This window comes from Candidatus Poriferisocius sp. (assembly GCF_965214065.1).
In the GTDB taxonomy this organism is placed as follows: Bacteria; Actinomycetota; Acidimicrobiia; order Acidimicrobiales; family Bin134; genus Poriferisocius.
Window position 1 is genome coordinate 274,455 of the sequence record NZ_CBDCAT010000026.1, and the last position, 21,406, is coordinate 295,860.

Annotated in this window: 18 protein-coding genes; 6 read left to right on the forward strand and 12 right to left on the reverse strand. The window is 63.8% G+C overall.

Going from position 1 to position 21,406, the window contains the following annotated elements; genetic code table 11:
• Positions 1-2 precede the first annotated feature (2 nt).
• The 7 genes from ACOOGG_RS05525 to ACOOGG_RS05555 all read right to left on the reverse strand — a co-directional run bounded on the left by ACOOGG_RS05525 (position 3) and on the right by ACOOGG_RS05555 (position 6,035).
• Positions 3-716, reverse strand: a complete 714-nt coding sequence (locus ACOOGG_RS05525) for a hypothetical protein (protein ID WP_420433112.1) — start codon at positions 714-716, stop codon at positions 3-5.
• Positions 713-1,528 (reverse strand): hypothetical protein, encoded by an 816-nt coding sequence (locus ACOOGG_RS05530; RefSeq protein WP_420433114.1) that lies wholly within the window; start codon positions 1,526-1,528, stop codon positions 713-715. The genes ACOOGG_RS05525 and ACOOGG_RS05530 overlap by 4 nt, the downstream gene beginning before the upstream one ends.
• On the reverse strand, positions 1,525-3,153 hold the full coding sequence (locus ACOOGG_RS05535; RefSeq protein ID WP_420433116.1) for an ATPase, T2SS/T4P/T4SS family: 1,629 nt from the start codon (positions 3,151-3,153) through the stop codon (positions 1,525-1,527). Before ACOOGG_RS05535 ends, ACOOGG_RS05530 begins: the two co-directional genes overlap by 4 nt.
• Complete coding sequence (locus tag ACOOGG_RS05540; RefSeq protein WP_420433118.1) at positions 3,153-3,803, reverse strand: hypothetical protein; 651 nt, start codon at positions 3,801-3,803, stop codon at positions 3,153-3,155. The genes ACOOGG_RS05535 and ACOOGG_RS05540 overlap by 1 nt, the downstream gene beginning before the upstream one ends.
• Complete coding sequence (locus ACOOGG_RS05545) at positions 3,797-4,222, reverse strand: hypothetical protein (protein ID WP_420433120.1); 426 nt, start codon at positions 4,220-4,222, stop codon at positions 3,797-3,799. Before ACOOGG_RS05545 ends, ACOOGG_RS05540 begins: the two co-directional genes overlap by 7 nt.
• Positions 4,185-4,925, reverse strand: a complete 741-nt coding sequence (locus ACOOGG_RS05550; protein WP_420433122.1) for a hypothetical protein — start codon at positions 4,923-4,925, stop codon at positions 4,185-4,187. The genes ACOOGG_RS05545 and ACOOGG_RS05550 overlap by 38 nt, the downstream gene beginning before the upstream one ends.
• A gap of 336 nt (positions 4,926-5,261) precedes the next feature.
• The gene (locus ACOOGG_RS05555; RefSeq protein ID WP_420433124.1) at positions 5,262-6,035 is read right to left on the reverse strand and encodes a hypothetical protein; all 774 of its coding nucleotides are present in this window, start codon (positions 6,033-6,035) and stop codon (positions 5,262-5,264) included.
• Between the two features lie 40 nt (positions 6,036-6,075).
• Between ACOOGG_RS05555 and ACOOGG_RS05560 the strand changes: the two genes are divergently transcribed.
• The 3 genes from ACOOGG_RS05560 to ACOOGG_RS05570 all read left to right on the forward strand — a co-directional run bounded on the left by ACOOGG_RS05560 (position 6,076) and on the right by ACOOGG_RS05570 (position 10,270).
• Positions 6,076-6,396: a hypothetical protein gene (locus tag ACOOGG_RS05560; protein ID WP_420433126.1), complete on the forward strand. Its 321-nt coding sequence runs from the start codon at positions 6,076-6,078 to the stop codon at positions 6,394-6,396.
• Positions 6,397-6,587: 191 nt separating this feature from the next.
• Positions 6,588-7,766, forward strand: a complete 1,179-nt coding sequence (locus tag ACOOGG_RS05565) for an oxygenase MpaB family protein (RefSeq protein ID WP_420433128.1) — start codon at positions 6,588-6,590, stop codon at positions 7,764-7,766.
• Between the two features lie 38 nt (positions 7,767-7,804).
• On the forward strand, positions 7,805-10,270 hold the full coding sequence (locus ACOOGG_RS05570) for an efflux RND transporter permease subunit (protein ID WP_420433130.1): 2,466 nt from the start codon (positions 7,805-7,807) through the stop codon (positions 10,268-10,270).
• Between the two features lie 20 nt (positions 10,271-10,290).
• Here ACOOGG_RS05570 and ACOOGG_RS05575 read toward each other — a convergent pair whose 3' ends face one another.
• The gene (locus tag ACOOGG_RS05575; RefSeq protein WP_420433132.1) at positions 10,291-11,004 is read right to left on the reverse strand and encodes an SDR family NAD(P)-dependent oxidoreductase; all 714 of its coding nucleotides are present in this window, start codon (positions 11,002-11,004) and stop codon (positions 10,291-10,293) included.
• A gap of 47 nt (positions 11,005-11,051) precedes the next feature.
• On the opposite strand from ACOOGG_RS05575, the gene ACOOGG_RS05580 reads away from it, so the two are divergent.
• Positions 11,052-12,266 (forward strand): CynX/NimT family MFS transporter, encoded by a 1,215-nt coding sequence (locus ACOOGG_RS05580; RefSeq protein ID WP_420433134.1) that lies wholly within the window; start codon positions 11,052-11,054, stop codon positions 12,264-12,266.
• A gap of 160 nt (positions 12,267-12,426) precedes the next feature.
• On the opposite strand, the gene ACOOGG_RS05585 is transcribed toward ACOOGG_RS05580, so the two are convergent.
• Positions 12,427-14,697 (reverse strand): isocitrate lyase/phosphoenolpyruvate mutase family protein, encoded by a 2,271-nt coding sequence (locus ACOOGG_RS05585; RefSeq protein ID WP_420433136.1) that lies wholly within the window; start codon positions 14,695-14,697, stop codon positions 12,427-12,429.
• Between the two features lie 137 nt (positions 14,698-14,834).
• On the opposite strand from ACOOGG_RS05585, the gene ACOOGG_RS05590 reads away from it, so the two are divergent.
• The gene (locus ACOOGG_RS05590) at positions 14,835-17,003 is read left to right on the forward strand and encodes a malate synthase G (protein WP_420433138.1); all 2,169 of its coding nucleotides are present in this window, start codon (positions 14,835-14,837) and stop codon (positions 17,001-17,003) included.
• Positions 17,004-17,021: 18 nt separating this feature from the next.
• On the opposite strand, the gene ACOOGG_RS05595 is transcribed toward ACOOGG_RS05590, so the two are convergent.
• The 3 genes from ACOOGG_RS05595 to ACOOGG_RS05605 form a co-directional block, all read right to left on the reverse strand.
• Positions 17,022-17,747 (reverse strand): hypothetical protein, encoded by a 726-nt coding sequence (locus ACOOGG_RS05595; protein ID WP_420433140.1) that lies wholly within the window; start codon positions 17,745-17,747, stop codon positions 17,022-17,024.
• Between the two features lie 25 nt (positions 17,748-17,772).
• Positions 17,773-18,543, reverse strand: coding sequence for an SDR family oxidoreductase (locus tag ACOOGG_RS05600; protein ID WP_420433142.1), 771 nt, complete (start codon positions 18,541-18,543; stop codon positions 17,773-17,775).
• A gap of 63 nt (positions 18,544-18,606) precedes the next feature.
• Entirely contained in the window at positions 18,607-20,949 is a 2,343-nt protein-coding gene (locus tag ACOOGG_RS05605) for a DUF2339 domain-containing protein (protein WP_420433144.1), read from the reverse strand.
• A 98-nt stretch (positions 20,950-21,047) separates the two neighbouring features.
• On the opposite strand from ACOOGG_RS05605, the gene ACOOGG_RS05610 reads away from it, so the two are divergent.
• On the forward strand, positions 21,048-21,227 hold the full coding sequence (locus ACOOGG_RS05610; protein WP_420433146.1) for a hypothetical protein: 180 nt from the start codon (positions 21,048-21,050) through the stop codon (positions 21,225-21,227).
• The last annotated feature ends 179 nt before the right edge of the window (positions 21,228-21,406 follow it).

The following is a 21,406-nucleotide window of genomic DNA, read 5'->3' on the forward strand; positions in this document are numbered from 1 at the left end:
CCTCAGAGCACGAAGATGACGGCGGCCATGACGGTGAGACCAGCGACGGCGGCCACCAGGGTGACCGTGGTTCCGATGGCCCGGCTGAGCTGGTCGATAGCCAGGCGTCGCTCGGACTCCAGGGTCCGAACCGATCGGGACAGGGACTTCTCCAATAGATCTGACGACGCCGCTCCAGCCCGCTCGGCAGCCACTACCGAGGTCAGCAGCGGCTCGGCGGGGGAGCCGGCGATGGCCGCGGTGACCGCGGGCAGCGGATCCCGTCCGGCCTCCAAAGCAGCCCCAATGGCCCCCTGGGCCACGGTGAATGCCCGACCCGACACCGTCAAGGCCGCGTTGACCGCGGCCGCGTTGATGGGCTGTCCCGCCGAGGTCAACAGCCGCAGTTTGCGCATCCACTCGAGAATCTTCTGGTCCCGTTCTCGGCGGTAGGCCGACGCGGCCAGCGATCGGATGGCTGCGGGCACCAAGCGAGGCAGCCACGTTCCAGCCAACACCGCCAGAGTCAAACCTCCGGCCCAGCCGAATGCCGATAGCCCGACGAGCCCGGCAACCCCAGCGCCGGCAGCCGACAGGGTCCAGCTGGCCATCGAGACGTGGTTGGGAGGCCAGCCCATGGCCGCGGCCTGAATCGCGGCCTGGCTGTTGGTATTGGGCGAGGCCAGCAGCAGTGCCATCGTCCCGGCCACTCCCGAGATGCCAGCGACAAAGATCATCGGCCCGCTCTCCAGGCCGGGGCCAGAACACGGGCGCAGAGCGCGGCGGTCAACATCGCCAACAGCAGCATGAACTGCTGCCCGACTACAGAGGTAAGCCAGCGACCCACGTCTTTAGCGGCAAAGCCGCTGATGGCCAACATGCCAACCGCCATCACCACGGTGACAGCGATCTGAGGCATGAGGGCAGCCACATAGCGGTGGAAGTGGCGGGCAGTCTCGGCCGCCTCCATAGCCTCGTCGGCCAGGACGCCGGCCAACCCCACCCACTGGGAACCGCCCCGAAACGCCTCGGCCAGCACGGTGGCCAGCATCTCGGCAATAGGGCGTTGGATGGTGGTGGAGAAGCGGTCGGCCGCCTCGACCAGGCCGCCGGTCTCGCACTCGGCGGCCATAAGCTGCGCAGCCGCACCGACCCGGCCGGGAACCAGCGGCGCTGCTTGGCGGATGGCTACCACCACGGTGGGAGCCACCAACGCCTGGTTGGCCAGTCCGCTGGCCAGCTGGGCTAGCTCGTCGGCTTCCCGCAGACTGCGGCGCGATCTGATCTGAACCGCGATTGCCCAAATGCCCACGCCGGTAAGCACCATGACGGCCACGCCGGTGGTTGCCCCCACCATCACCAGTCCGGCAATGAATCCGAGGACGACCAGTGCCGCGGCCAGCAGCGGTCCAGCTCGAAGCGAGCGCCTTCGAGCGAGCAGCAGGCTCCCCATGAAGAGCGCCGTGGGGGTACCGGCCGACGCCGGCCACCAAACCATCACCATCAAGGCCAACCCTGCGGCCAAAGCCGCCGCGGCTTGCGCGGTCATCGGTTTCCCACCCGGGATGTCGCCACCGGCGTAGAAGGCACCGCCGGCCTCCTGTCGGTTCCCGGTGCTGGGCCGTCGGCCGGTCGCAGGTCTATCCCCACAGACTGGTACAGACGCTCGACTTGGCCATGGGGCCGGCCCACCGGGGCCGACCACCGCTGGCCGGGACGAAGGGCCCAAAGGCACCGGGTGTCGATGACATCTTGGCGATCGTCGTAGCTGACGATCTGGGTGACATCGGAAATCACCCGCTCTCCGAGCTCGTTGCGGCCCATCCACACCAGCAGGTGGACGGCGATGGCGATCTGCTGGCGGGCGAACCGAGCGTCGGCCCCCTCGCCGCATGCGTACGACACCAATTTGGCCAGCACCCCCGGCCCCGGCTGGCTGTGCAGGGTGACCAGGCAGCCATTGAGCCCACTGCTCATGGCGTCGAGCAGGGCGAGGGTACCCTCGCCTCTGGTCTCGCCGATCACCAGCTTGGACGAATTGGCGCGCTTGGCGTCGCGGATGTGGTCGCTCATGGTGAGCTTTCCCACACCGTCGTTGTTGGCATCCCGGGTCAGGCGCTCAAAGCTGTTGGGGTGGATGCCGTATTGGGCCAAGCGGAGCTCGGGAGTGTCCTCTATGGTGTCGATCCTCTCGGAGCCGTCGACGGTGGCCAGCAGGGCCTGGCACAGTGTGGTTTTGCCGCCGCCCATGGCAGCGGCGATCACGATGTTGGCCCGAATTGGCCCGGATACCGCCCCCGCCAAAATCTTCTGAAGCGGTGGTGCGGCAACTTTCAGGTCGTCCAACGTGGCTTGGCCGGCCATATTCGACCGAAGGACCATGGTGGGGGGATGGCACATGAACGCTTCGGCGTGCAGCCGCCACCGGTCGCCAAGGCGGATATCCAGCCGGCTGTCGAGCATGTCGAAGCGCTGGGGCTGCCCTCCGGAGAAGCTGGCCAGGTGCCGGGCCGTCTCGATCAACTCGTCATTGGACGCGAATGGGGAGTTCCGGCGCTCGCGCTGTCCCTCGGCACGGTGGACGATCATGCACTCGCCGCCCCGGATTTGGAACTCCTCGACTCCCGTTTCGTCCAGCAGGTCGGCCAGCCGGGTTTGGGCAGCTTGCGAAGCCGACCATAGGTGGGTCTCGCGGTCGAGCGGGTCGAGCCGGCGGGGGGCGACGGCGGTCCATGCCATCCGACGCCCAAGCCGGTTCAGTCGGCGGCGATGGCTCCGACCCGGGTCGGTGGGCACCCAGAGCGTGAAGACCCGCTGGCGGCGAAACCGATCGGCGTCGGGCTGATCGTTGGACACCACCACCGAGACAATGGGCGTGGAGCGGCGGGCCCCGGTGTCCAGCCGTAGCTGGGAGCGGATGTCGGTGCTGTCGGCGGCGGTGATCCACAACACCGCAGCGGCTGAGGCCACCGCCGATTCCCGGCGGAGTTCCGGCTCATCGCCTCCCATGAAGAACACCGTGGGGTGACCGGCAGCCGATGCCTGGTCAACCTCGGTAGGGGAGGTGGCCAGAATCACACTGGGGGCGCTGCTGGCAATGCCCTCTAGAACCCCGTCCATTACCTGCTCCACGGCCTCGCTGTCGAGCCGTCTGTCTCTAATTGCCAACAGCATCAGCCCGCGGCCTCATTGTCGTCACCGGGACCGAAAGGGCCATCGCTTGGGCACGGGGGCCAGCCCCCGGGAGGCGACTCCCATATCCACCACTGACCGTCGGACAGCACGGCAGCCAGTTCAGGGTCGGCCTCTATGGTCACGCTGGTGGCGGCGCCTTCGTCGTCCACCGCCAACAAAGTTGCCAGCGCAGCTGCGCACCCACCAGAGGAGGGGGAGAAGACGGCCCGGTCTCCGGCAGCCGGTCCGGAACCAGCCCACATATCCGCGCTCACCATGAACCGCATCAGCGCGGTCAAGCGGCTGTCGCCACCGTTTTGTAGAGGGCGCAGCATCTTGGGGGAAACCAGCGTGCCCTCGGGCACGTCGACGGCGGCCACGGTGTCCGCCAGCTGGGAGGGATGGACGAACAGCGCCGCCCCATCGGCCGGCATGTTGACGGTGGCATGATCGCCCGGTGGGTGGCCCTCGGCCCACCGCTGGGCCGCCACCACTACCGAAACCTCCGCGACATCCTGGCCGTCTCGGGACAGGGCCGCGATCGCCGCGACGGTGGCCACCAGGACGACCGCCGTTGCCAATAGGCGCCAGCGGAAGGCAACTGGCCAAGACGTGGGCGACCACTGCTCGCTATTGGGACGGTTCACCATATTGTGATCCGTTGGCCCAGATACTCGGTCGGCTCGCGGAACCAGGACAGATCATCGGCCAAGACCAGGGTGTGGTGATGGCCCTGCTCAGAGGTGTACTGAACTTGCAGGCTCCACACCCAGAAGCCCCGACGGGGGATCGACCACCGACAGTGCCCGTGGGCCGCTTCCCAGGCGGGGGACAACGACAACACCTTGTCTTCCGGCACGGTCCAAGGGGGCAAGTCACCGGGCGGGCACCAGACGATGGAAGGATCGTTGCGGGCAAAGGCGGCTTGGAACCATTGCTTGCGCTGGGAACTCAGCAGATCCCACAGCGCGGCTGCCTCAATGGCCGTGTCCTTCGCAGCCACGTCGCCCGGAGCCTTCAGCTTGGCCAGATCAGCAGGCTCGTAGGGAAGCAGCTCTCGTAGCGACACCCCGACGCGAGTGGCCGTCCAAAGGCATCCGTCCACCGGGGCGTCGAGCACATCGAGCGTTGACCCCGGTTGCAGGGCTGTCCAATGGCGCACCGCGTGGCCCGCCCTTGAGGCCGCGGTCAGAAACAGCCGCCCGCCCGGTACCTCGGGATGGTGATGTCCCGTGAAACCACTGGCGTAGGGAACAATCGACTCCCACCGCACCCGCCGCAGCAGCGACATCCGGGTCTGGTCGGTCCACCCCCACGTGCAGGTCTTCCGTGGAGGCGGAGGAGGCGGAGGAGGGGGCGGAGGAGGAGGGGGCGGCGGAGGAGGGGGAGTCGCAGTAGCCGTCGGAACCGCAGTAACCGTCGGAGTGGCCGTAGGCCGAGGCGTCGTAGTCGTAGTGGCTGTGGGCCCAGGCGTGGGCGTCGCCGTAGGCCGAGGCGTCGCAGTCGGGGTAGGGGTCACCGTAGGCCGAGGCGTCGCAGTCGGGGTAGGGGTCACCGTAGGCCGAGGCGTCGCAGTCGGGGTAGGGGTCACCGTAGGCCGAGGCGTCGCAGTCGGGGTAGGGGTCACCGTAGGCCGAGGCGTCGCAGTCGTAGTGGCTGTGGGCCCAGGCGTGGGCGTCGCCGTAGGCCGAGGCGTCGCAGTAGCCGTCGGCGGGGGAGGCACGGGCTTCCAATGCCCGGTGTAGGACCAGTAGTACGTCTGCGGAGTCCACCAGTGGCTCCCGAACTGGTACCACGCCCCCGGGGTGTCGGCTGCGGGCGGGCTATGACCGCACCCCTCGCTCGTGCTGTGAACAACACAGGAAGTGGAACGGGAGTTCCCGGTCGGCTGTGAGCCGAAGGGTGTGCCGGCGTACTCGACAAACTGGTTTATGTGGGCGTATTCATGGGCCAGCGAGGTGCGACTGGTCCAGCACCACTGGCCCGGCGACGCGGCATCGCAAGAGGGCCAGCCGAGATCAAGCTTTAGATCGGCGGCTCCCGGCGCAGGGCTTATCAGCAGCGCAAGCAGCGCGGTGATCACAATGGCGGCGGCCACCCGCAGGCGGTCAGCACGTCCCACTAGTGTTCACCCCCACGTGCTGGTGCAGTCCGGGCACCGCCCCCGGAGCCTCGGCATCAAGCACGGCGTTCAACACCCAGTGCTCGGCACACAATTCGGTTGTTCCCGGAACTGCGAGGTGCGCAACCAAATCGGCTTCGAATGACTCACAGGTATCGGCGGCGATCCTCTCCAGCCGGGGTTGCCCCTTTAGCACCAGGCCCCGGAACACGACGTCGCGACATTTTTCCGCGAATGGCCGTCCGTCAAGCGGGGTCGGATTTCCGATAGTCGGGCACTGCGTCCAAGAGTTCCCCTGTCCGCCGACCACGCTGTAGTCGTCGGAATACGCCTGCTGCACGCACTCGCGTTCGGCGCCGTAACGCTGTATGGCCTGCTCCATCAGGCCAGCGCTGGTGGTGCAGCCCAACACGGCTTGCGACGCGCGCACATCCTGGGGCCATGGAGAGGGAGTCGACGGGTCTGCATGATGATTCACGCACCGGGTCATCCAGTCCCAGGCCTCCGCGGGCGGTGAGACCACGCGAAATCCGCCCAATTCCTCCCGGGTAGCAGGCCGAAGCACCTGGTACTCACCGGTAGAGTCCTCTGTCCAGGCGCTCTCCAGCGACGGCGGCGGCAACTGGTATTCACCATCGCTAATCCCGCCCTCGTCGTCAGCACCGGGAGGAGTGTCCCGCCACGTAGCTTCCGAACTCGACTCATCGGCAGCAGGGTCGGGATGGGAATGGCCGGGTGGGTGGTTGATTACCGGTTCCAAAGAGCTAGCGCTCCTGGCGCGGGGGCTGAGTGTCCAATTCGTGGGCAACCCCGGAGTCGGGGTGGCCGTGGATCCCGGCAAAGGCGTCGCCAGACCGGAGGTGGAGGCGAGTCCGGTGGCGGGCGGCATCGCCCGAGATGGGGCGGCCTTCGATTCAAGGGCCTCTTTCTGGTCTGGGTCGGTCAGCAGCACCGCAGCAGCAGGCGCCGACAAAGCAGTTGGCGATGAGGCCGCGGGCAGATCGGCGCTGTTGCTCGCGCAGGCCGTCAACAGCAACGTTGCGGCCAACCACATTCGGTGGACGGCACCCATGAAGCCCTTCCGTTCATTGCTTCTCGACAAGGGCCGGTGGGGCCGATAGCTCTGACTCAAGCCAGTCAGAGCACTATATTCACTGGATTTTCAGATATCAACAGATATTTTCATTGTCTTTAAATAAATCAATTCCTTTCCTAAACGTTGAGAATACATGTTATGTCAAGTTGATATGTCCTTTTGACATGGCTTCTGTATTCCTTAGGCCCGCAAAAGTAGGATATGCACCGACCTCCGATGACGACTCCCACTGACTACGACAATCCTGGCTACGCGCGAGCCTGTGCCCTCGAACCTGAAATGGCCGAGAACTACCTCGCGCACACCATGATTGGCGACCCCTTGGCCGATGCTGCCGTCGAAGTTCTCTCCGCAATGAAGCGTTCGGAGTCCGCCCAACTCATATCGGCCTACATGACCGTCCCGGACGGGAATGACCCTCCTGATGCGCCCGAGGAGGTCCACGCGCTCTTCGAGGACGCCTTTACTCCACCAGACTGGCTCGATCCTTCGGCATTGACCGCCGGCATTCATATGTTCCATCGGAACCGGAAGATGGTGGTGGCCGGGATGCTGGCCGGAGTTCTCGTGGAAGGATTCTCCACCAACATCAGCGAGTCGTTCTTCGTCACCGGCCGTCTGCGCGACCAGGGCGTTAGGCGGCTTCAGCAAAACAACCGCCATATGGTGGAGATCTTCCTTCCCGGCGGCATGTTGCCCCACGGTGATGGATGGAGGCTCTCTTTTCGGATCCGCCTAGTCCATGCCCAAGTCAGGTACCTGCTCAAGAACTCCGAAGACTGGGACGAGGATGCCTTGGGCGTCCCGTTGAGCGCAGCCCATTGCGGCTACGCGATCACCGCGTTCTCTGCTCGACTGCTCAAGCACATGAGGAGCCTGGGAGCAGCCTTCAGTGTCGAAGAAGCAGCGAGTTTCATGGCGACGTGGCGCTACTCGGGGCTTCTCATGGGGATTCCTGACTCGATCCTCTTTCAGGGCGAACAAGATGCGTTGAAGCTGTACGAGGTCGGCACCATGTGCGAGCCAGAGCCCGGCGCCGCATCTGTCGTTCTGGCCAACTCGCTGGTGAACTCTGCACCTCTCGTGGTTGGCATCAACGACTCAGCCGAGGGACAGAAGTTGTCGCAGTACGTCTACAAAGTGTCGCGGGCGCTCATCGGAGACACACTGGCCAATCAGCTGAACTACCCCAAGCAGTCCACCTTCGGCGTGCTTCCGTGGTTCCGCGTACAGGCCAAGTACGATCGCTTCACGTCGCGGTTCCTCCCCAAGATCGCCCGCAAGAGCAACGTTTCCAACTTCACAACGCTTTTGTCGGGTTCGTGGTTCCACGACGAGGGCATCACCTACCACTTGCCCGACCACGTCTATGCCGAGAAGTCCAGCGAATGGTGAGGTTTACTGACCAGCAGGCAGGTCACTAGGGCTGAGACATGTTTCGCTGGCAGGCCCGCACAATCCAGAGATCACCCCAACTGGTCCTTCTGGCATTGGGGGCGGTCACGCTTGCGATGCTGGCCGGATTCCTGGTTCGGGACCAGCCCGAGGGGCCGATCGACTCCACCGGGATCTTCCTTCCCGCCGGCAGCGACCTTGCCGAGGCCACCGATGCGATCCGGGAGAGTTTTCCCGAAGCGGCTGATTTGCGGGTGGTTCAAATACTGGCCAAGGGAGATGTCCTCACCGCTAATGGCCTTCGTTCGATAAGGGACCTCCAGGCCGCCATCATCAGCGATCCAGCGGTAGAGCCGTTTCTGGTAGACGAGCCCCTCTATGGGTACGTACAGCTCATCGAGCTCGCGGCAGCCGATGTCGGGCTCAGTCTGGACGCGGTTACCGACACCCAAGTCTCACTCGGATTGGCGCAGTTGGCCCAGGACCCCGAACGCGCCGAGCTGAACGATCTTCTGGGCCGATTCGTGGCCCGCGACGACGTCGGTACCCCCATAGCGGGACTCTCACTGATCATCCTCGACGACGTCGGCGACGCACTCGGCCAGGAAACGGCGCAGTTGCGGGCCCACGAGATAGCGGATTCATTCGATGCGTCGCCCCTGGATGTGGCGATCGTCACCCTGGCCAAGAGCGACGCTGAAGGCAAGGATGCCCGGGAACAGAACCTGCTGATCCTCACCGTGATCGCGCTCGCCGTGATCGTGGTACTGCTGGCCCTGTTCTATCGGACCCAGTCCGACGTCCACATCACGATGTTGGGCCTCGGCATGACGATCCTCTGGACGCTGGGTGCCGTGTCATGGCTCTCCCCCGGGGGTGTCGGAATCGTGGACCCCGACAACATCCTCCTCACGCTCGTTCCCGTGCTACTCATCAGCCTGTCGGTGGACTACGCCCTTCAGATCATCGGGCGCTACCGAGAAGCCCTCCGCGACAATGCAGCGCAGGGGGATGACCCCGAGCCCGACGACGACCGTTCCGGCCGGGCCATGGCCCGATCCGTCCGCCTCTGCGGTGTGCCGGTATTGCTGGCCGCAGGCACTACGGCGGTCAGCCTCCTGGCCAATTTGAGCAGCCGCTTTGAGCCAATCGCCGACTTCGGAATCATCGCCAGCATCGGCGTGATCTCGGGATGGATCGTGATGACCAGTTTCGTGCCGTCTGCTCGACTGATTCTGGACCGGCGACTTGCCGCCAAGGGGAGAGAGCCGACAACCCGTCCCGTGGCCGACACCATTCCCGGAGCGGCCGCCGTTCTGCCCCGCATTGCCACCGCCGTCGTGCGCCGCCCGATACAGGTCTTGGGCACGGCCATTGTCATTACGGTGCTGGCCGTAGTGGCGGCCAACAACCTCAGCACCACTTTTTCTGTCAAAGACTTCTTGCCGAAGGACTCTGACACGTTTAAGAGCTTTGACTTCCTGGAAGAGAACTTTGACGGTAGCGCCACGCTCATGACGGTTCTCGTCGAGACCGACGTGGACAGCAACCGAGCCGTTCAGGACCTTACCGGCCTTCACACCGCCCTGATTGACCCAGTACGCCGGCCGAACGGAATCGTGGGGGCCCCATTGGCCTCTGCCGGGACGCTACTTGCCGATTGGACAAGCCAGAGCGGACAAGCCGGCGACAGCTACGACGCCGACGTCGCGGCCGCCTTCGAGAGCCTGGCCGCTGGCAATGAGGCCACCGACGAAGAAGTCCGGCGGGCCTGGGAACAATTGAGGAGGGCAGACCCGGAGGGATTCGCAGAGGTGATAGACCTCCGCACCGACGGTTTCGACCGCACCATCATTCAAATACCCGTCGCGGTGAAGGACAACGAGGCTCTCCAAGACCTGATCGACGAGCTTGAGTGGCTGTGGAGAGGCGTCAGCGGAGAGATCACCGTCACCGGAGGGGACGCCCTTATCGCCCTGATCACCGAGGAATTAGCCGCCAGCCAAGCGCTCAGCGTGGGTCTTGTCATCGCCGCTGCGCTGGCCATCCTCGTGGCGCACTTCGGAATCAGCCGATCCCGCCCCGCGCTCGGATTGATCACCATCATTCCCATTGCGGTAACCCTGGCCTGGCTGCTGGGGGCCATGTGGGTGCTTGGGATCTCCTACAACATGGGCACAGCACTCATGGTGGTGCTCACGATCGGGATTGGCGTTGACTACACGATCCACCTGACACATCGCTTCTTGGAGGAGCATGAGGAGGCGGAGCGGGTCGTTGACGGTATACGGAATGCGATGACTACCACCGGCGGGGCTCTTTTGGCCAGCGCGCTCACAACCGCTCTCGGCCTGTTGGCGCTGCTCTTCTCTCCCCTCGTGCCGATGCAGGAACTGGGGATACTCGCTGCGGTGGCCATTCTGTTCGGACTGATAGCCGCGTTCACCGTGCTTCCGTCGCTACTGGTGCTCTGGGCCCGCTACCACCGCTGGCGCGCCCACTAATCCGATTTGGCCAGCAGCGGCTAGAGCGCGGCGCGGCCCGCGCTCAATCCGCCGTCTACGTAGATGACCTGGCCGGTGACGTAGCGAGCGTCGTTGGAGGCCAAAAACCCCACTACATCAGCAATGTCTTCAGGGCGGCCGGTTCTGCCCAACGGCACGGCCCGAGCCCGTTGCTCCCCCTTCTCTCCTTCGTAGTTGACCTGGGTGCCCTCGGTTTGGATCATTCCGGGGCCGACGGCGTTAGCTCGAATGCCCCGAGGGGCCAGCTCCAGAGCGGTCTGTCTGGTGAAGCTCTCTACCGCGGCCTTGGACGGCGGGTAGATACCCACTCCTGGGGAGTTGGAATTGGCCGCATTCGACGAGAGGTTGACAATGGCCGAACCCGGTCCCATCAGGGGGGCCAACGCCTGCGTGCAGTTGAATACCCCCATCACGTTTACCTCCAACACCCGGCGCACGTCTTCTGGGGTCATGGTGTCCAGCTTGGCGAAGATCCAGATGCCGGCGTTGTTCACCAGTACGTCCACATGATCTAGCGACTGGGCCAGGGTGGCCACCGATTCGGGATCGGAAACATCGCACTGCCGCCATTGGCCGCCGAGCTCTTCTGCGGTGGCCGAGGCGGTATTCGGATTCTGATCCACCGCCACGATCTGGTGTCCATCGGCGGTCAGGCGCTTGGAAATCGCCCGCCCGAGCCCCTGTCCCGCACCGGTTACAACTGCTAGTCCCATCGAGCCAGCATGACAGATCGACTGCGGCAGGTTGATACGTTGCCGACGTGCTCCACCACCGCCATCCCTACCGCTGGGTGATGCTGGGGGCACTGGGGCTGGTGTACTTCTCCTTCGGGATAGCGGTATTCGGCATGACCCCGCTGGTAAACGTGATCCGAGAAGACTTGGATCTGAGCAAAGGGGCCATGGGAACGATTCTGGGGGCTTGGCCTCTTGTGTTTCTCGTTGCGGCTATGCCAGCTGGAGCGCTCGTCGATCGGCTCGGACTGCGTCGCTCACTGGGAATCGCCACCGTGATCATCTCCGCCTCCGCGCTGTTGCGTCCGGTGGTCACCAACTTCATCGGCATGTTTGGCTCGGTGGCATTGTTTGGTCTCGGCGGGCCGCTGGTTTCTGTAGGGGCTCCCAAGCTGATCAGTGTGTGGTTCGACGAGGAAGAGCGAGCGCTGGCCATGGGAATCACCATGTCTGCACCGGCCATCGGCGGAGTCTTGCCCCTGGTTACCGCCAACAGCCTCCTCATGCCGGCACTCGACCAGAGCTGGCGAGCGACGCTCATGGTTTACGCCCTCATCACCGTGGCGATCATCGCTGTCTGGTTGGTCGCCGCATCTGCGGGTGAGCGGCTCGCTCCTGGGGTGGACCGCGATGCCAATCCCGACCACGGCTTCTCCGGTGCCAGGGGGCTCTTGCGTCATCGAGCTGTCCAGCTAATGCTGATCGTGGCCCTAGGCATGTTCTTCTTCAACCACTCCCTCAATGGATGGCTGCCAACCGTGATCGAAGACCGGGGATTCTCCAGTTCAGCAGCGGGCTACCTCGCTGGTGCGGTCACTGCCCTCAGCATCGTCGGTGCACTGCTTGGGCCGCGCCTGATCCCAGAAAGCAGTCGGATCGCGGTTATGGCCGGGGTTTATGCCGTGTTCGCCGCCGCCTCCATTCTGCTGTATGTGGACGTCAAGGCAGCCACCTTGGCCGGGTTGGCCATAATCGGCATGAGCAGAGGGCTGGCTGTACCGATTGCCCTTGTGGTGATGATGCAGCTCCCCGGCGTTGCGCAGCGCAATATGGGAGCGGCCGGTGGATTGTTCTTCACAGTTGGTGAAGCCGGTGGCGTAACCGGACCGATCTTGTTCGGCGTTCTCGCCGACATCGGTGGTTTCGGTGCCGGGCTAGTGCTGCTTACTGGGGTAGCCGGCCTAACCGGAATCCTGACCCTGGGCCTTCGCTCAGCAATGGCGCGCGTGAGGGACTGCTAGTGGTCCGTCTGTGAATTGGCAGGTACGGATTGCGACGGCAGCGGCGTTCCTCGCAAGGCGCACCGACGCAGCCATACCCGGAGCGTACGGCAAGGAGGAGCAACGCCGCGAGGGGCGTCGATGCCTAGCAGGACGCCCTGCTCAATTTGCAGACGGACCACTAGGCGCCCCGACCCTGGATGAGCTCCTGCAAGGCGTCGTCTTCGCTTACCAGCTTGGTCACCACCGCCTCGTCGACGTCGGCGACGATGATCTCGCCCACCTCGTCGGATACTGAGGCGAAGAAGCCGAGCTCCTTCATACCCACGGCTTGGCGATAGTTGTCCTCGGTGGGTGTGAGGTATTGGATCGACACCGCGCTGTAGCGGCGGATGAGGTACAGGTGCATGAGCGCCATCAGCCGCTTGCGGCGCAGTGCCGGGCTGTGGGTGTTCTGATCCCGCACGGAGAGGATGGCCCGGCCCCGTCGGTCGGTCAGCACTCCGAACACCACGTTGGCCAAGTCGTTGTCGCCGCTATACACCACCAGCTCGAGAATCTCCGACCCGGCGGTGTAGGGCCGCAGCTTCACTTTCAGCTGGGCGTCGATGGTGTTGTGGGCCGCCCAGCGCTCCAGCCAAGCCTCCAGCTCTCGGGTGGGCACCTCGGTCTGCACCAAGTGCTGGAACTGGGTTGAGCCCTTGCCCATGGCCCGGGTGGTGGCGGTTCGCCCCGAACTGGCCATAAGCGCGGCATCAAGTCGAGGCCCACCAACCAGGGTCTGCGGCGTCCTATACGGGGAATCCACCAGGCGGAACCTCCGCTGAAGCCGGGCCAAGGCCAGCATTCCATCCTGTTGGAGGGAGGCGGCGAACTCCTCCCCCGCCATCCCATCCACTTGGTGGCCGCCGTAGGTGATGAAGTTGAACACGAATCCCAACCGGCCCAATTCCGCGGGGAATTGCCGCATCTCGTCCTCGCTCATGCCGGTGGTGTCCCAGTTGAACGACGGTGACAGGTTGTAGGCCAGCATCTTGTCCGGATATACCGCATGGACGGCCTCGGCAAACTCTCGGGCATCCTCCAAGTCAGCCGTTTTGGTTTCCATCCACAGCAAATCGCAAAACGGAGCCACCGCCAGCGACTTGGCCACGGCATAGGGGATCCCGCCCTGCACCTGGTAGTACCCCTCGGTGGTCCGGGCCACCTCGGGATCCCAGGCCACATCCAGGCCCATCTCCACAGCCCGTTCCTGAGCGGTGTCAGTGTCAACCGTGCGGGCGTAGCTAAGCCACTCCCCCACATCCATTCCAAAGGTCTCACCTTCCGCTGACCGCATGGCCAGCTGGTCTGCAACCGCCTGGGCATAGGTGGCCAAGCCCGATGCCCGGTGCCATGCCTCGGCCAGCGCATCTGAGACCCGGTCCACTGCTTCGTCAGCTCGGGGGTCGGGAGAGGAGTGGTAGGTGACCGCCGTCTTCTCAATGATCTGATTAACACCGGTCTGATCGAGCCAGCCCATGGCTCGCTTGTAGCGACTCTCGGGCACGGCATACAGCAGGTGGCCGTTCACACCCTCCACACCGACCTCGGACAGGCGGCGCAATACCGCCAAGTAGGCGTCCTTGTATGAGGGGACCGCTAGCTGAGTAGCCCCCATGATGAACGGCTGGTCGCGCTCGTCGGTACCGCCGTCCAATAGGTTGGCCGCCTCCGCGTCGGTGCGGGCCACGATGATTCCGGGAACTCCCATCACGTCGAGCTGGAACCGGGTTGCGTTCAACCGCTTGATCTGCTCATCGCACGGCACCAGAACCTTGCCACCCTGGTGACCGCACTTCTTGACGCCGGGCTTTTGATCTTCAATGTGATAGCCGGGTACACCAGCCTCCACGAAGCGGCGGATCAGATTGCGGACATGGGCATCGCCGCCGTGACCAGTGTCGGCATCGGCGATGATGCTGGGGGTGAAATCGACCATCGGGTTGGCCAAGCGCTCCGATGCGGTCATCCGGGACCGGGCGAAGCGCTGGTTGCGGTCGGCGGTCAACAGCGCCCTCACCAGTCCGGCAGCCTCGTCGGGCACCATGCTCAAGGGGTAGCTGGCCAGGTCAGGTCCAGGGTCTTCGTGCAGAGATCCCTTGGCTGACGTAGCCCATCCACCCAGGTAGATCCCCTCGATCCCCGCGCGCTTCATGGCAACGGCCTGGCCCGGGGAATACGGGCCAAACGTGGAGATGCACTGGCCCTCGTCGAACAGCTCACGCAGACGGGAGTGGAAGCGGTCAGCGGCTACGCGAGCCACGGTGTAGTCCTGGTCAATCGCTCCGCGTTGCTCCACCACTTGGCGAGCCGAGTACAGGCGGGTCACCCCCTCAAAGCGGGGCGAGGCCATCCACGCCTGGGCGGATCGGACCTCGGCATCGAATGAACCGGCAGCGTTGACGGCCATGCTGATACCTCTTTGGTGGCTGGAGGGCTGTTGATCGGGCAGGCTAGCAATCGCACCACTTCTAACTGCACCTTTATTCACGGGAAATCTGATCTTGCCTAAGAAAACAGGTTTGCCCGGACCTACCCTGACTTCTCGTGGTCTACGAGACGATTGGAAGGCTGAAGGTCGCCGGCCCTCTGGCCGATTTCATTGCCAACCGGCTGGCGCCGAGTACTGGAGTGGACCCTGAGGAATTCTGGACCTCATTCGGCGGTATCGTTGAACGCTTTCGACCGCAAGTTCAGGCATGCCGCAACGAGCGAGACGACCTCCAGGCCCAGATTGACGCTTGGCACCAAGACCCCGAAAAACAGCCCGAGGAGGCCAATGCCTTCTTGCGATCTATTGGCTATCTGGTCGATAACCCCGGCCCCAGTTCAGTGGCCACCGAGGGAGTCGACCCGGAGATCGCATTGACGGCCGGACCGCAGCTCGTGGTGCCAGTGGACAACGCCCGCTATGCCCTCAACGCGGCCAATGCCCGCTGGGGCAGCCTGTACGACGCCTTCTACGGAACCGATGTCATTGACGAATTAGGAGGTGCTGGGCGAGCCGGTCCGTACAACCCAGTAAGGGGTCAGCGGGTGATCGACCGAGTTCGATCACTGCTGGATAGCCAAATCCCCCTGGCATCTGGATCGCATGCCGATGCAGTGGCCTATGCGGTGTCCGATGGCAGGCTGCGGGTAGATCTGTCCGACGGCACCTCGGCCGAGCTAGCCGATCTCGAACAGTTGGCGGGCTACACCGGCGATGGGTCGGCTCCCGAAACGGTGCTGCTGCAAAAGCACGGGCTCCACATTGAGCTGGTAATCGACCGGAACCGCGACATCGGCCGAGATGACCCTGCGGGGATTGCCGACGTGATGATGGAGTCGGCCCTTACCACCATCATGGATCTCGAGGATTCGGTGGCCGCGGTGGACGCCGATGATAAGGCCCGGGCCTACGCAAACTGGCTTGGCCTGATGCAGGGCAATCTCACTGCTTCGTTCGCCAAAGGCGGCCGGGCCGTGACCCGCAGCCTGAATGCCGACTCGGCAGCGCTTGATCCGTCGGGGAATCCGATGGCTGTGCGGCGGCGCAGCGTCATGCTGATTCGCAGCGTAGGCCTGCACATGGATAGTGACATGGTGCGAGTGCACGATCAGTCGATTCCTGAGACGATTATCGACGTTGCAGTAGCCGCCTGGTGTGCAAAGTTCGATCTGGCCGGAACCGGACCCCATCGAAATAGCCGTACCGGGTCGGTCTACATCGTGATGCCGAAGCTGCACGGCCCCCGCGAGACCGCATTAGTTAGGCAGCTATTCTCCAACGTTGAAGACGTTCTGAGTCTTGCCCCTAACACCTTGAAGATGGGGATTATGGACGAGGAGCGGCGCACGTCGCTCAATCTGGCTGCGTGCATCGCCGAGGCTTCCGAACGGGTGGTGTTCATCAACACCGGGTTCTTGGACCGCACCGGAGACGACATTCACACCAACATGCACGCCGGTCCCATGATCCCCAAGGCGGAGATCAAGACGTCGAGGTGGCTCACTGCCTACGAGGATGCCAACGTGGCTGTCGGGCTGGCGATGGGCCTGCCAGGGCACGCCCAGATCGGCAAGGGCATGTGGGCCAGGCCCGACGACATGGCCGCCATGCTGGACGAGAAGGTCGTCCACCCTATAGCCGGGGCGTCCACTGCGTGGGTGCCCTCCCCTACCGCGGCCACCCTTCACGCTCTTCATTACCTGGAGACCGATGTGGGCGCCCGGCAAGGTGAACTAGCTGCCTCTCCCGCCGACCGCGACGCCGCCGTTCAAGCCATGCTGACCCCCGCTGTGCTTCCGCCGGACCGCGAGCTGTCTCCTGCTGAGATTCAGCGGGAGTTGGACAACAACGCGCAGGGCATCTTGGGCTACGTAACCCGGTGGGTGGGCCAGGGCGTGGGCTGCTCCAAGGTGCCCGACATCGACAACATCGGGCTCATGGAGGACCGGGCCACCCTGCGAATTTCCTCTCAGCACATCGCCAACTGGCTCCACCACGGTCTGCTGTCCGAAGAGCAGGTAGTAGAGGCCATGCGGCGGATGGCCTCAGTGGTGGACAGCCAGAACGCCGACGATCCCGACTATGAGCCCATGAGCAGCGATTTCTCGGCCAGCGTCCCGTTCAACGCGGCTCTCGCTTTGGTACTCAAAGGGCGAGAACAGCCCAACGGCTATACCGAGGCGATCCTCACCGCCCACCGCCGCCGCCAGAAGGCGGCCGGCTAGCCAGCCAGGCTCCCCGCCCTACAACCCCCAGGGACTCAGATCTACCTGGAGCTCGCGGAGTCGGTCGATGATCAAGGGGGGATCCATGGTCATGGCCGGCCAGTGGTAGTCGTAGATGCGGATGTTCAGCACGAAAGCGATGTACTCGGCCACCTGGTCGACGGTGAAGTAGATGCCCCGCCGGCCGAGAGACGCCTCGTAGGCGGCCCCGTTCTCACGATTCAGCACGAAGTTGGTGTGGTCGCACATATGCTTCATGTCGGTGCTCACCCAATCCCAGATCACTTCGGTGCACAGAATCAAAGGCTCGGATGGCTCGGCTGAGATCAGCTTGAAATCCTTCGACACCAGGGTGATGGGCTTCAGCGTGTGGGCGTCGTAGGTCCGCAACTCCACTTCCTTGCCTCGGAAGTACGGGGTCCACGACACACCGATCCCCTCGTGGGCGCAGCCGATGTAGCTGTGGAACTCACCGTCGATGAACATCTCCACCTGGCTGGGAAACGCCGAGAACGGCGGGGCCTTCAAGATGTCGCAGTTGGGCGAGGCCTCGTCGATCACGAACACAATCCCCAACTGCAACAGCTTGAGCGCCTCCATCAAGCGGCGCCGCTCGATGCCGGTCCCAGCGTGCATTGCAGCCAAGTTGGGAGCCCGCTTGTTCTCCCCCCAGTAGTCGAACACGAACTTCCGCAGTTCCAGGGCGTCCTCGGTCCACTCGATCTCGGGCACATGCTGGGGCATTGGTCTGTTCCCTTTCTGTTGCGACTCAGATCTTGGCCGCCGAGCCGCCGTCCACGTAAAGCTGGCTGGCGTTGGTGAATCCGGAGGCCTCCGAGGCCGCGAACACAATTGTCCGGGCCACCTCGTCGGCTCGGCCCACTCGGCCCTGGGGAATCCGGCCCCCGAGCACTTTGTCGGCGAATTCCTGGGGGCTCAACCCCTGGGCTTCAGCGCCTTTGGCCACCATCTCCATCAATCGGTCGGTGGCCGTGGGCCCGGGGTGCACTGCCACCACCCGGACCCCGTCGGGGGCCACCAGTTGTCCCGCCGAAGCAGTCACATGAGTCAGCGCGGTCACGATGCAAGCCAGCACATAGCCAGGCGATGCTTCCGTGCCCGCCACTCCGAGCACGTTCACAATTGAACCCGAGCCCTGCTGCTGCATCGCCGGCAGTACCGCTCGCATGGCCCGCACATACCCCATGAGCTTCAGGTCGATCGTCTCCTGCCACGCCTCTTCTTCAGCTTCGAGGATCGAACCCCCGGTGGACGAGCCGGCATTGTTGACCAACACGTCCGCTCCGCCCAGTTGGTCCATGGCCTCGTTCATGGCCGCCGCCACCCCTTCGGCAGTCGACAAGTCAGCGATCACCGGGATCCCGCCGATCTCTGCGGCCAGTGCCTCCACATCGGCATTGGTGCGGGCGACAACAGCCACCCGAGCCCCCTCATCGGCAAAAATCCTGGACGCGGCCGCCCCGATCCCTCGGCTCCCCCCTGTCACGATCACCCGAGCTTCCTGGAGTCCTAGATCCATAAGCGACGACGTTACCGTCGCTCGATCCTCAGCACCGATGATCGTTCACTTTGATCGTGGGCACTATTCGGCACGGTCGACGGCCGGTTCTGCTGGGGGGACCGGTGCAAGATATCCGACGATTAGCAGAAGGATGCCGACCGCGATGAATGACACCACACGGCCGACGGTGTCCTGGTTTCTGAGATCGATGAGGAACAGCTTGATCACCACTACGCCCATGAACGAAGCGCCCGCTATCCACACCGGCCGGCGACCTCGGCGCACTCCCTCGACCATGGCTGACAACGCGATGACCGTCCAGAGAATGGACAGCGAGGTCTGAAGGGCAGTGGAGTCGAACATCGAATCGGAATCGAACGGGACATCCCCCCAGTGGTGGACGGTTCTGACCGCGGCCAAGGTTGCGAACACCGTGCCGGCTGCGACCAGCGCTGGCACCCAAGATGCCTCGACGAATCCTTGAAGCCCTCGGGCTCCCTCAGCCGCCGCCGTCCGTCGCCACATGAGCGACACGGCCAACAGCACAATTGCGGTCAATTCCAGCGGGTTCAGCACCGGCACATAGCGGAGCGGCGTGGGGTCCCCATCAGAAATGAACAGCAAGATCGCAACCGCGACCGACAACCCAGCCAATACCGGCCCGACGCCGAACAGCAGATAGGCCGGCCGATGAGAGCGAAGCGGCCATTTCAAGGCGCGTGATCCCCACAGGGTTCCGCTCGCCAGAATCATTCCGGCCAGGCAGGCGGAGACAATCGGCCATACCTCATCGGCGGCCTGGTCGACCTGCCAATGAACTTCCGCGCCGACAAGTACAGATAGCACCCAGAGACTTCCTGGGTGCAGTAGCTGCTCAAATCGGGGATGATCACCCGAGTAGTTGTGCAACAGGGCGTAGTTGGCAGCCAGGACTACCGGCCATGCCAACCATCCGTAGAGTGCGAACGGATGGGACTGCGTGCCGAGGGAGACGCCCAGAACCACGGCCATGGTGGGAAGAATCAGTGCTCCCCACGCGGCGAGGTTCATCCACCGCAATCTTCGAGCCGAGTAGGAAGCCAGCCCAAGTGAGAGCACCACGAACAGGAAGGACGCAGACAGTTGGGCCGATGGGATGTGGTAGTCGATCTCCAAGTTGCCGGCTACCAGCCACCAGCCGACGCCCCACACCAATGCCACCCAGGCGGCGATTGAATCGAAGGCGGCCTGCTTCCTTCCCCTCTGAAGCTGCAACCCGGACACGATGCCCGCGGCCGCGATCAGGACAGTTCCCAAGAAGTACTTATTGGCGATGGGCTGTTCTTCTTGTGGATAGGGAAGCCGATCATTCAAGTGCAAGGCCATGGCGAACCCGGCAAGAACCTGAAGGGCGCCTCCTGCGCTGGCAGTCAACCACTGGGCTTTGCGGCTTCCAATCCAGAGCAGCAGAACACCCTGACCGGCCCAAGCGGTCGAGCTGTAGTAGGTATCGAAGGCAAATGGGATCGCGATTGCAATGAAGACCACCGCAAGACCGGCATAGGCGACCACTAACTCCTTGTTTTGCCGGCCGATTCTCTGCGTTGCGAGGGCTGCGGTGGCATAGAGCAGCGCGGCTCCCGCTGTGCTGATCGACATTCCATGCTCGGTGTGGCCCAGCAAGAGCTGATGAACCCCCAAACCGATGAACGGCGTGCCCAACGACAGGGGGGCGAGCCACGACACATCTGCGACGCGCTTGACATCGAAGGTCTTCCTGGCGGCAAAGAGCACGGGAATCGCCGTGTACATGGCCAGGAACAGAGCAACGAACGGCTCCGTGGTGGTCCAGTCCTCCTCCAGGTGGCGGCTGACCAGCCAGTACACGGTGACCCCGAATGTGAAGCCGAAACCGAGCAGAGTGAGCTCTGGCCAGACCTTGTACCAGGCAATCCACACAATCGCGGCGTTCAGGATGGCGTAGAAGGTGAAGACCACCACATGGTCTTCAGGCTGGGTGTACGACAGCACAGGAGCGAGAAAGCCGCCGATGATTCCGAGAACCGCCAATACTCGCGAGTCCTGAACGATGGCAATGAGCCCCGCCCCCGCGGTGATGACGACGACAAAGACCAGCGCCAACGGAGCGGCCAAGACGTCGTATCCGGCGAAGGCGGCGTACGTCGTCAGATACAGCACCGCAATCCCGCCTCCTAGGAGGCTCAGGCCGTAGGTGGGGCGACTGCGCCGGAACTGCCACCCCGTGATGAGTAGCGCCGCACCGAAAACCGCCACGGCGATCAGGGCCATCTCCACCGTCACGGTGATCAAGCCGCGCTCGTCAGCTTCGCGGATCAACAGGCCCATTCCGACCAGGGAGACCAGAACGCCGACTTTCACCGGTACATTGCCGGTGGACACCCAGTCCTTGGCTGCGCTCGTCACCCTTTTCGCTATTTCAACAGGACGCTCTGTCTCAACCCTCGTCTCGACCGCCTCGCGGTGCCCGACTTGAGCGGGTGATACCGGGGTAGGGGGCATCGGTGGCGGCGGAGCGGTGGGAGGAGCTATTGGAGGCCGAGCGATTGGCCCTGGCGGAGGTGGAGGTGGTGCGGCGGGTCGAGCTCTTGTTGTCAGACCTCCCTCGATTTGCTCGAGCCGCCGCCGATTCTCTTCGAGCCGCCGCCGATTCTCGATGTCACGTCCCAAGAGAAACCCGATGAGTCCGCCGGCCACGACTCCCCCAAACGGGGCGAACACTCCACCGAGAACGGCTCCTCCTACCGTTAGGAGGATAATCACCCCGGTGGCCGTGGGATTCTCGCCGGAACTCTGCGGCCGCTGAGGACTAACCATCCTGCAACAAGGTACCCCGCCCCATCTCTCGTGGAAGTCAGCCCCT

Bases quoted from the DNA above. Each gene is read 5' to 3' on its own strand.
- ACOOGG_RS05535 (WP_420433116.1), bottom strand. From the start codon at position 3,153: ATGCTGTTGGCAATTAGAGACAGACGGCTCGACAGCGAGGCCGTGGAG.
- ACOOGG_RS05595 (WP_420433140.1), bottom strand. From the start codon at position 17,747: ATGCCCCAGCATGTGCCCGAGATCGAGTGGACCGAGGACGCCCTGGAA.
- ACOOGG_RS05600 (WP_420433142.1), bottom strand. From the start codon at position 18,543: ATGGATCTAGGACTCCAGGAAGCTCGGGTGATCGTGACAGGGGGGAGC.
- ACOOGG_RS05565 (WP_420433128.1), top strand. From the start codon at position 6,588: ATGACGACTCCCACTGACTACGACAATCCTGGCTACGCGCGAGCCTGT.
- ACOOGG_RS05525 (WP_420433112.1), bottom strand. From the start codon at position 716: ATGATCTTTGTCGCTGGCATCTCGGGAGTGGCCGGGACGATGGCACTG.
- ACOOGG_RS05585 (WP_420433136.1), bottom strand. From the start codon at position 14,697: ATGGCCGTCAACGCTGCCGGTTCATTCGATGCCGAGGTCCGATCCGCC.
- ACOOGG_RS05575 (WP_420433132.1), bottom strand. From the start codon at position 11,004: ATGGGACTAGCAGTTGTAACCGGTGCGGGACAGGGGCTCGGGCGGGCG.
- ACOOGG_RS05540 (WP_420433118.1), bottom strand. From the start codon at position 3,803: ATGGTGAACCGTCCCAATAGCGAGCAGTGGTCGCCCACGTCTTGGCCA.
- ACOOGG_RS05570 (WP_420433130.1), top strand. From the start codon at position 7,805: ATGTTTCGCTGGCAGGCCCGCACAATCCAGAGATCACCCCAACTGGTC.
- ACOOGG_RS05530 (WP_420433114.1), bottom strand. From the start codon at position 1,528: ATGACCGCGCAAGCCGCGGCGGCTTTGGCCGCAGGGTTGGCCTTGATG.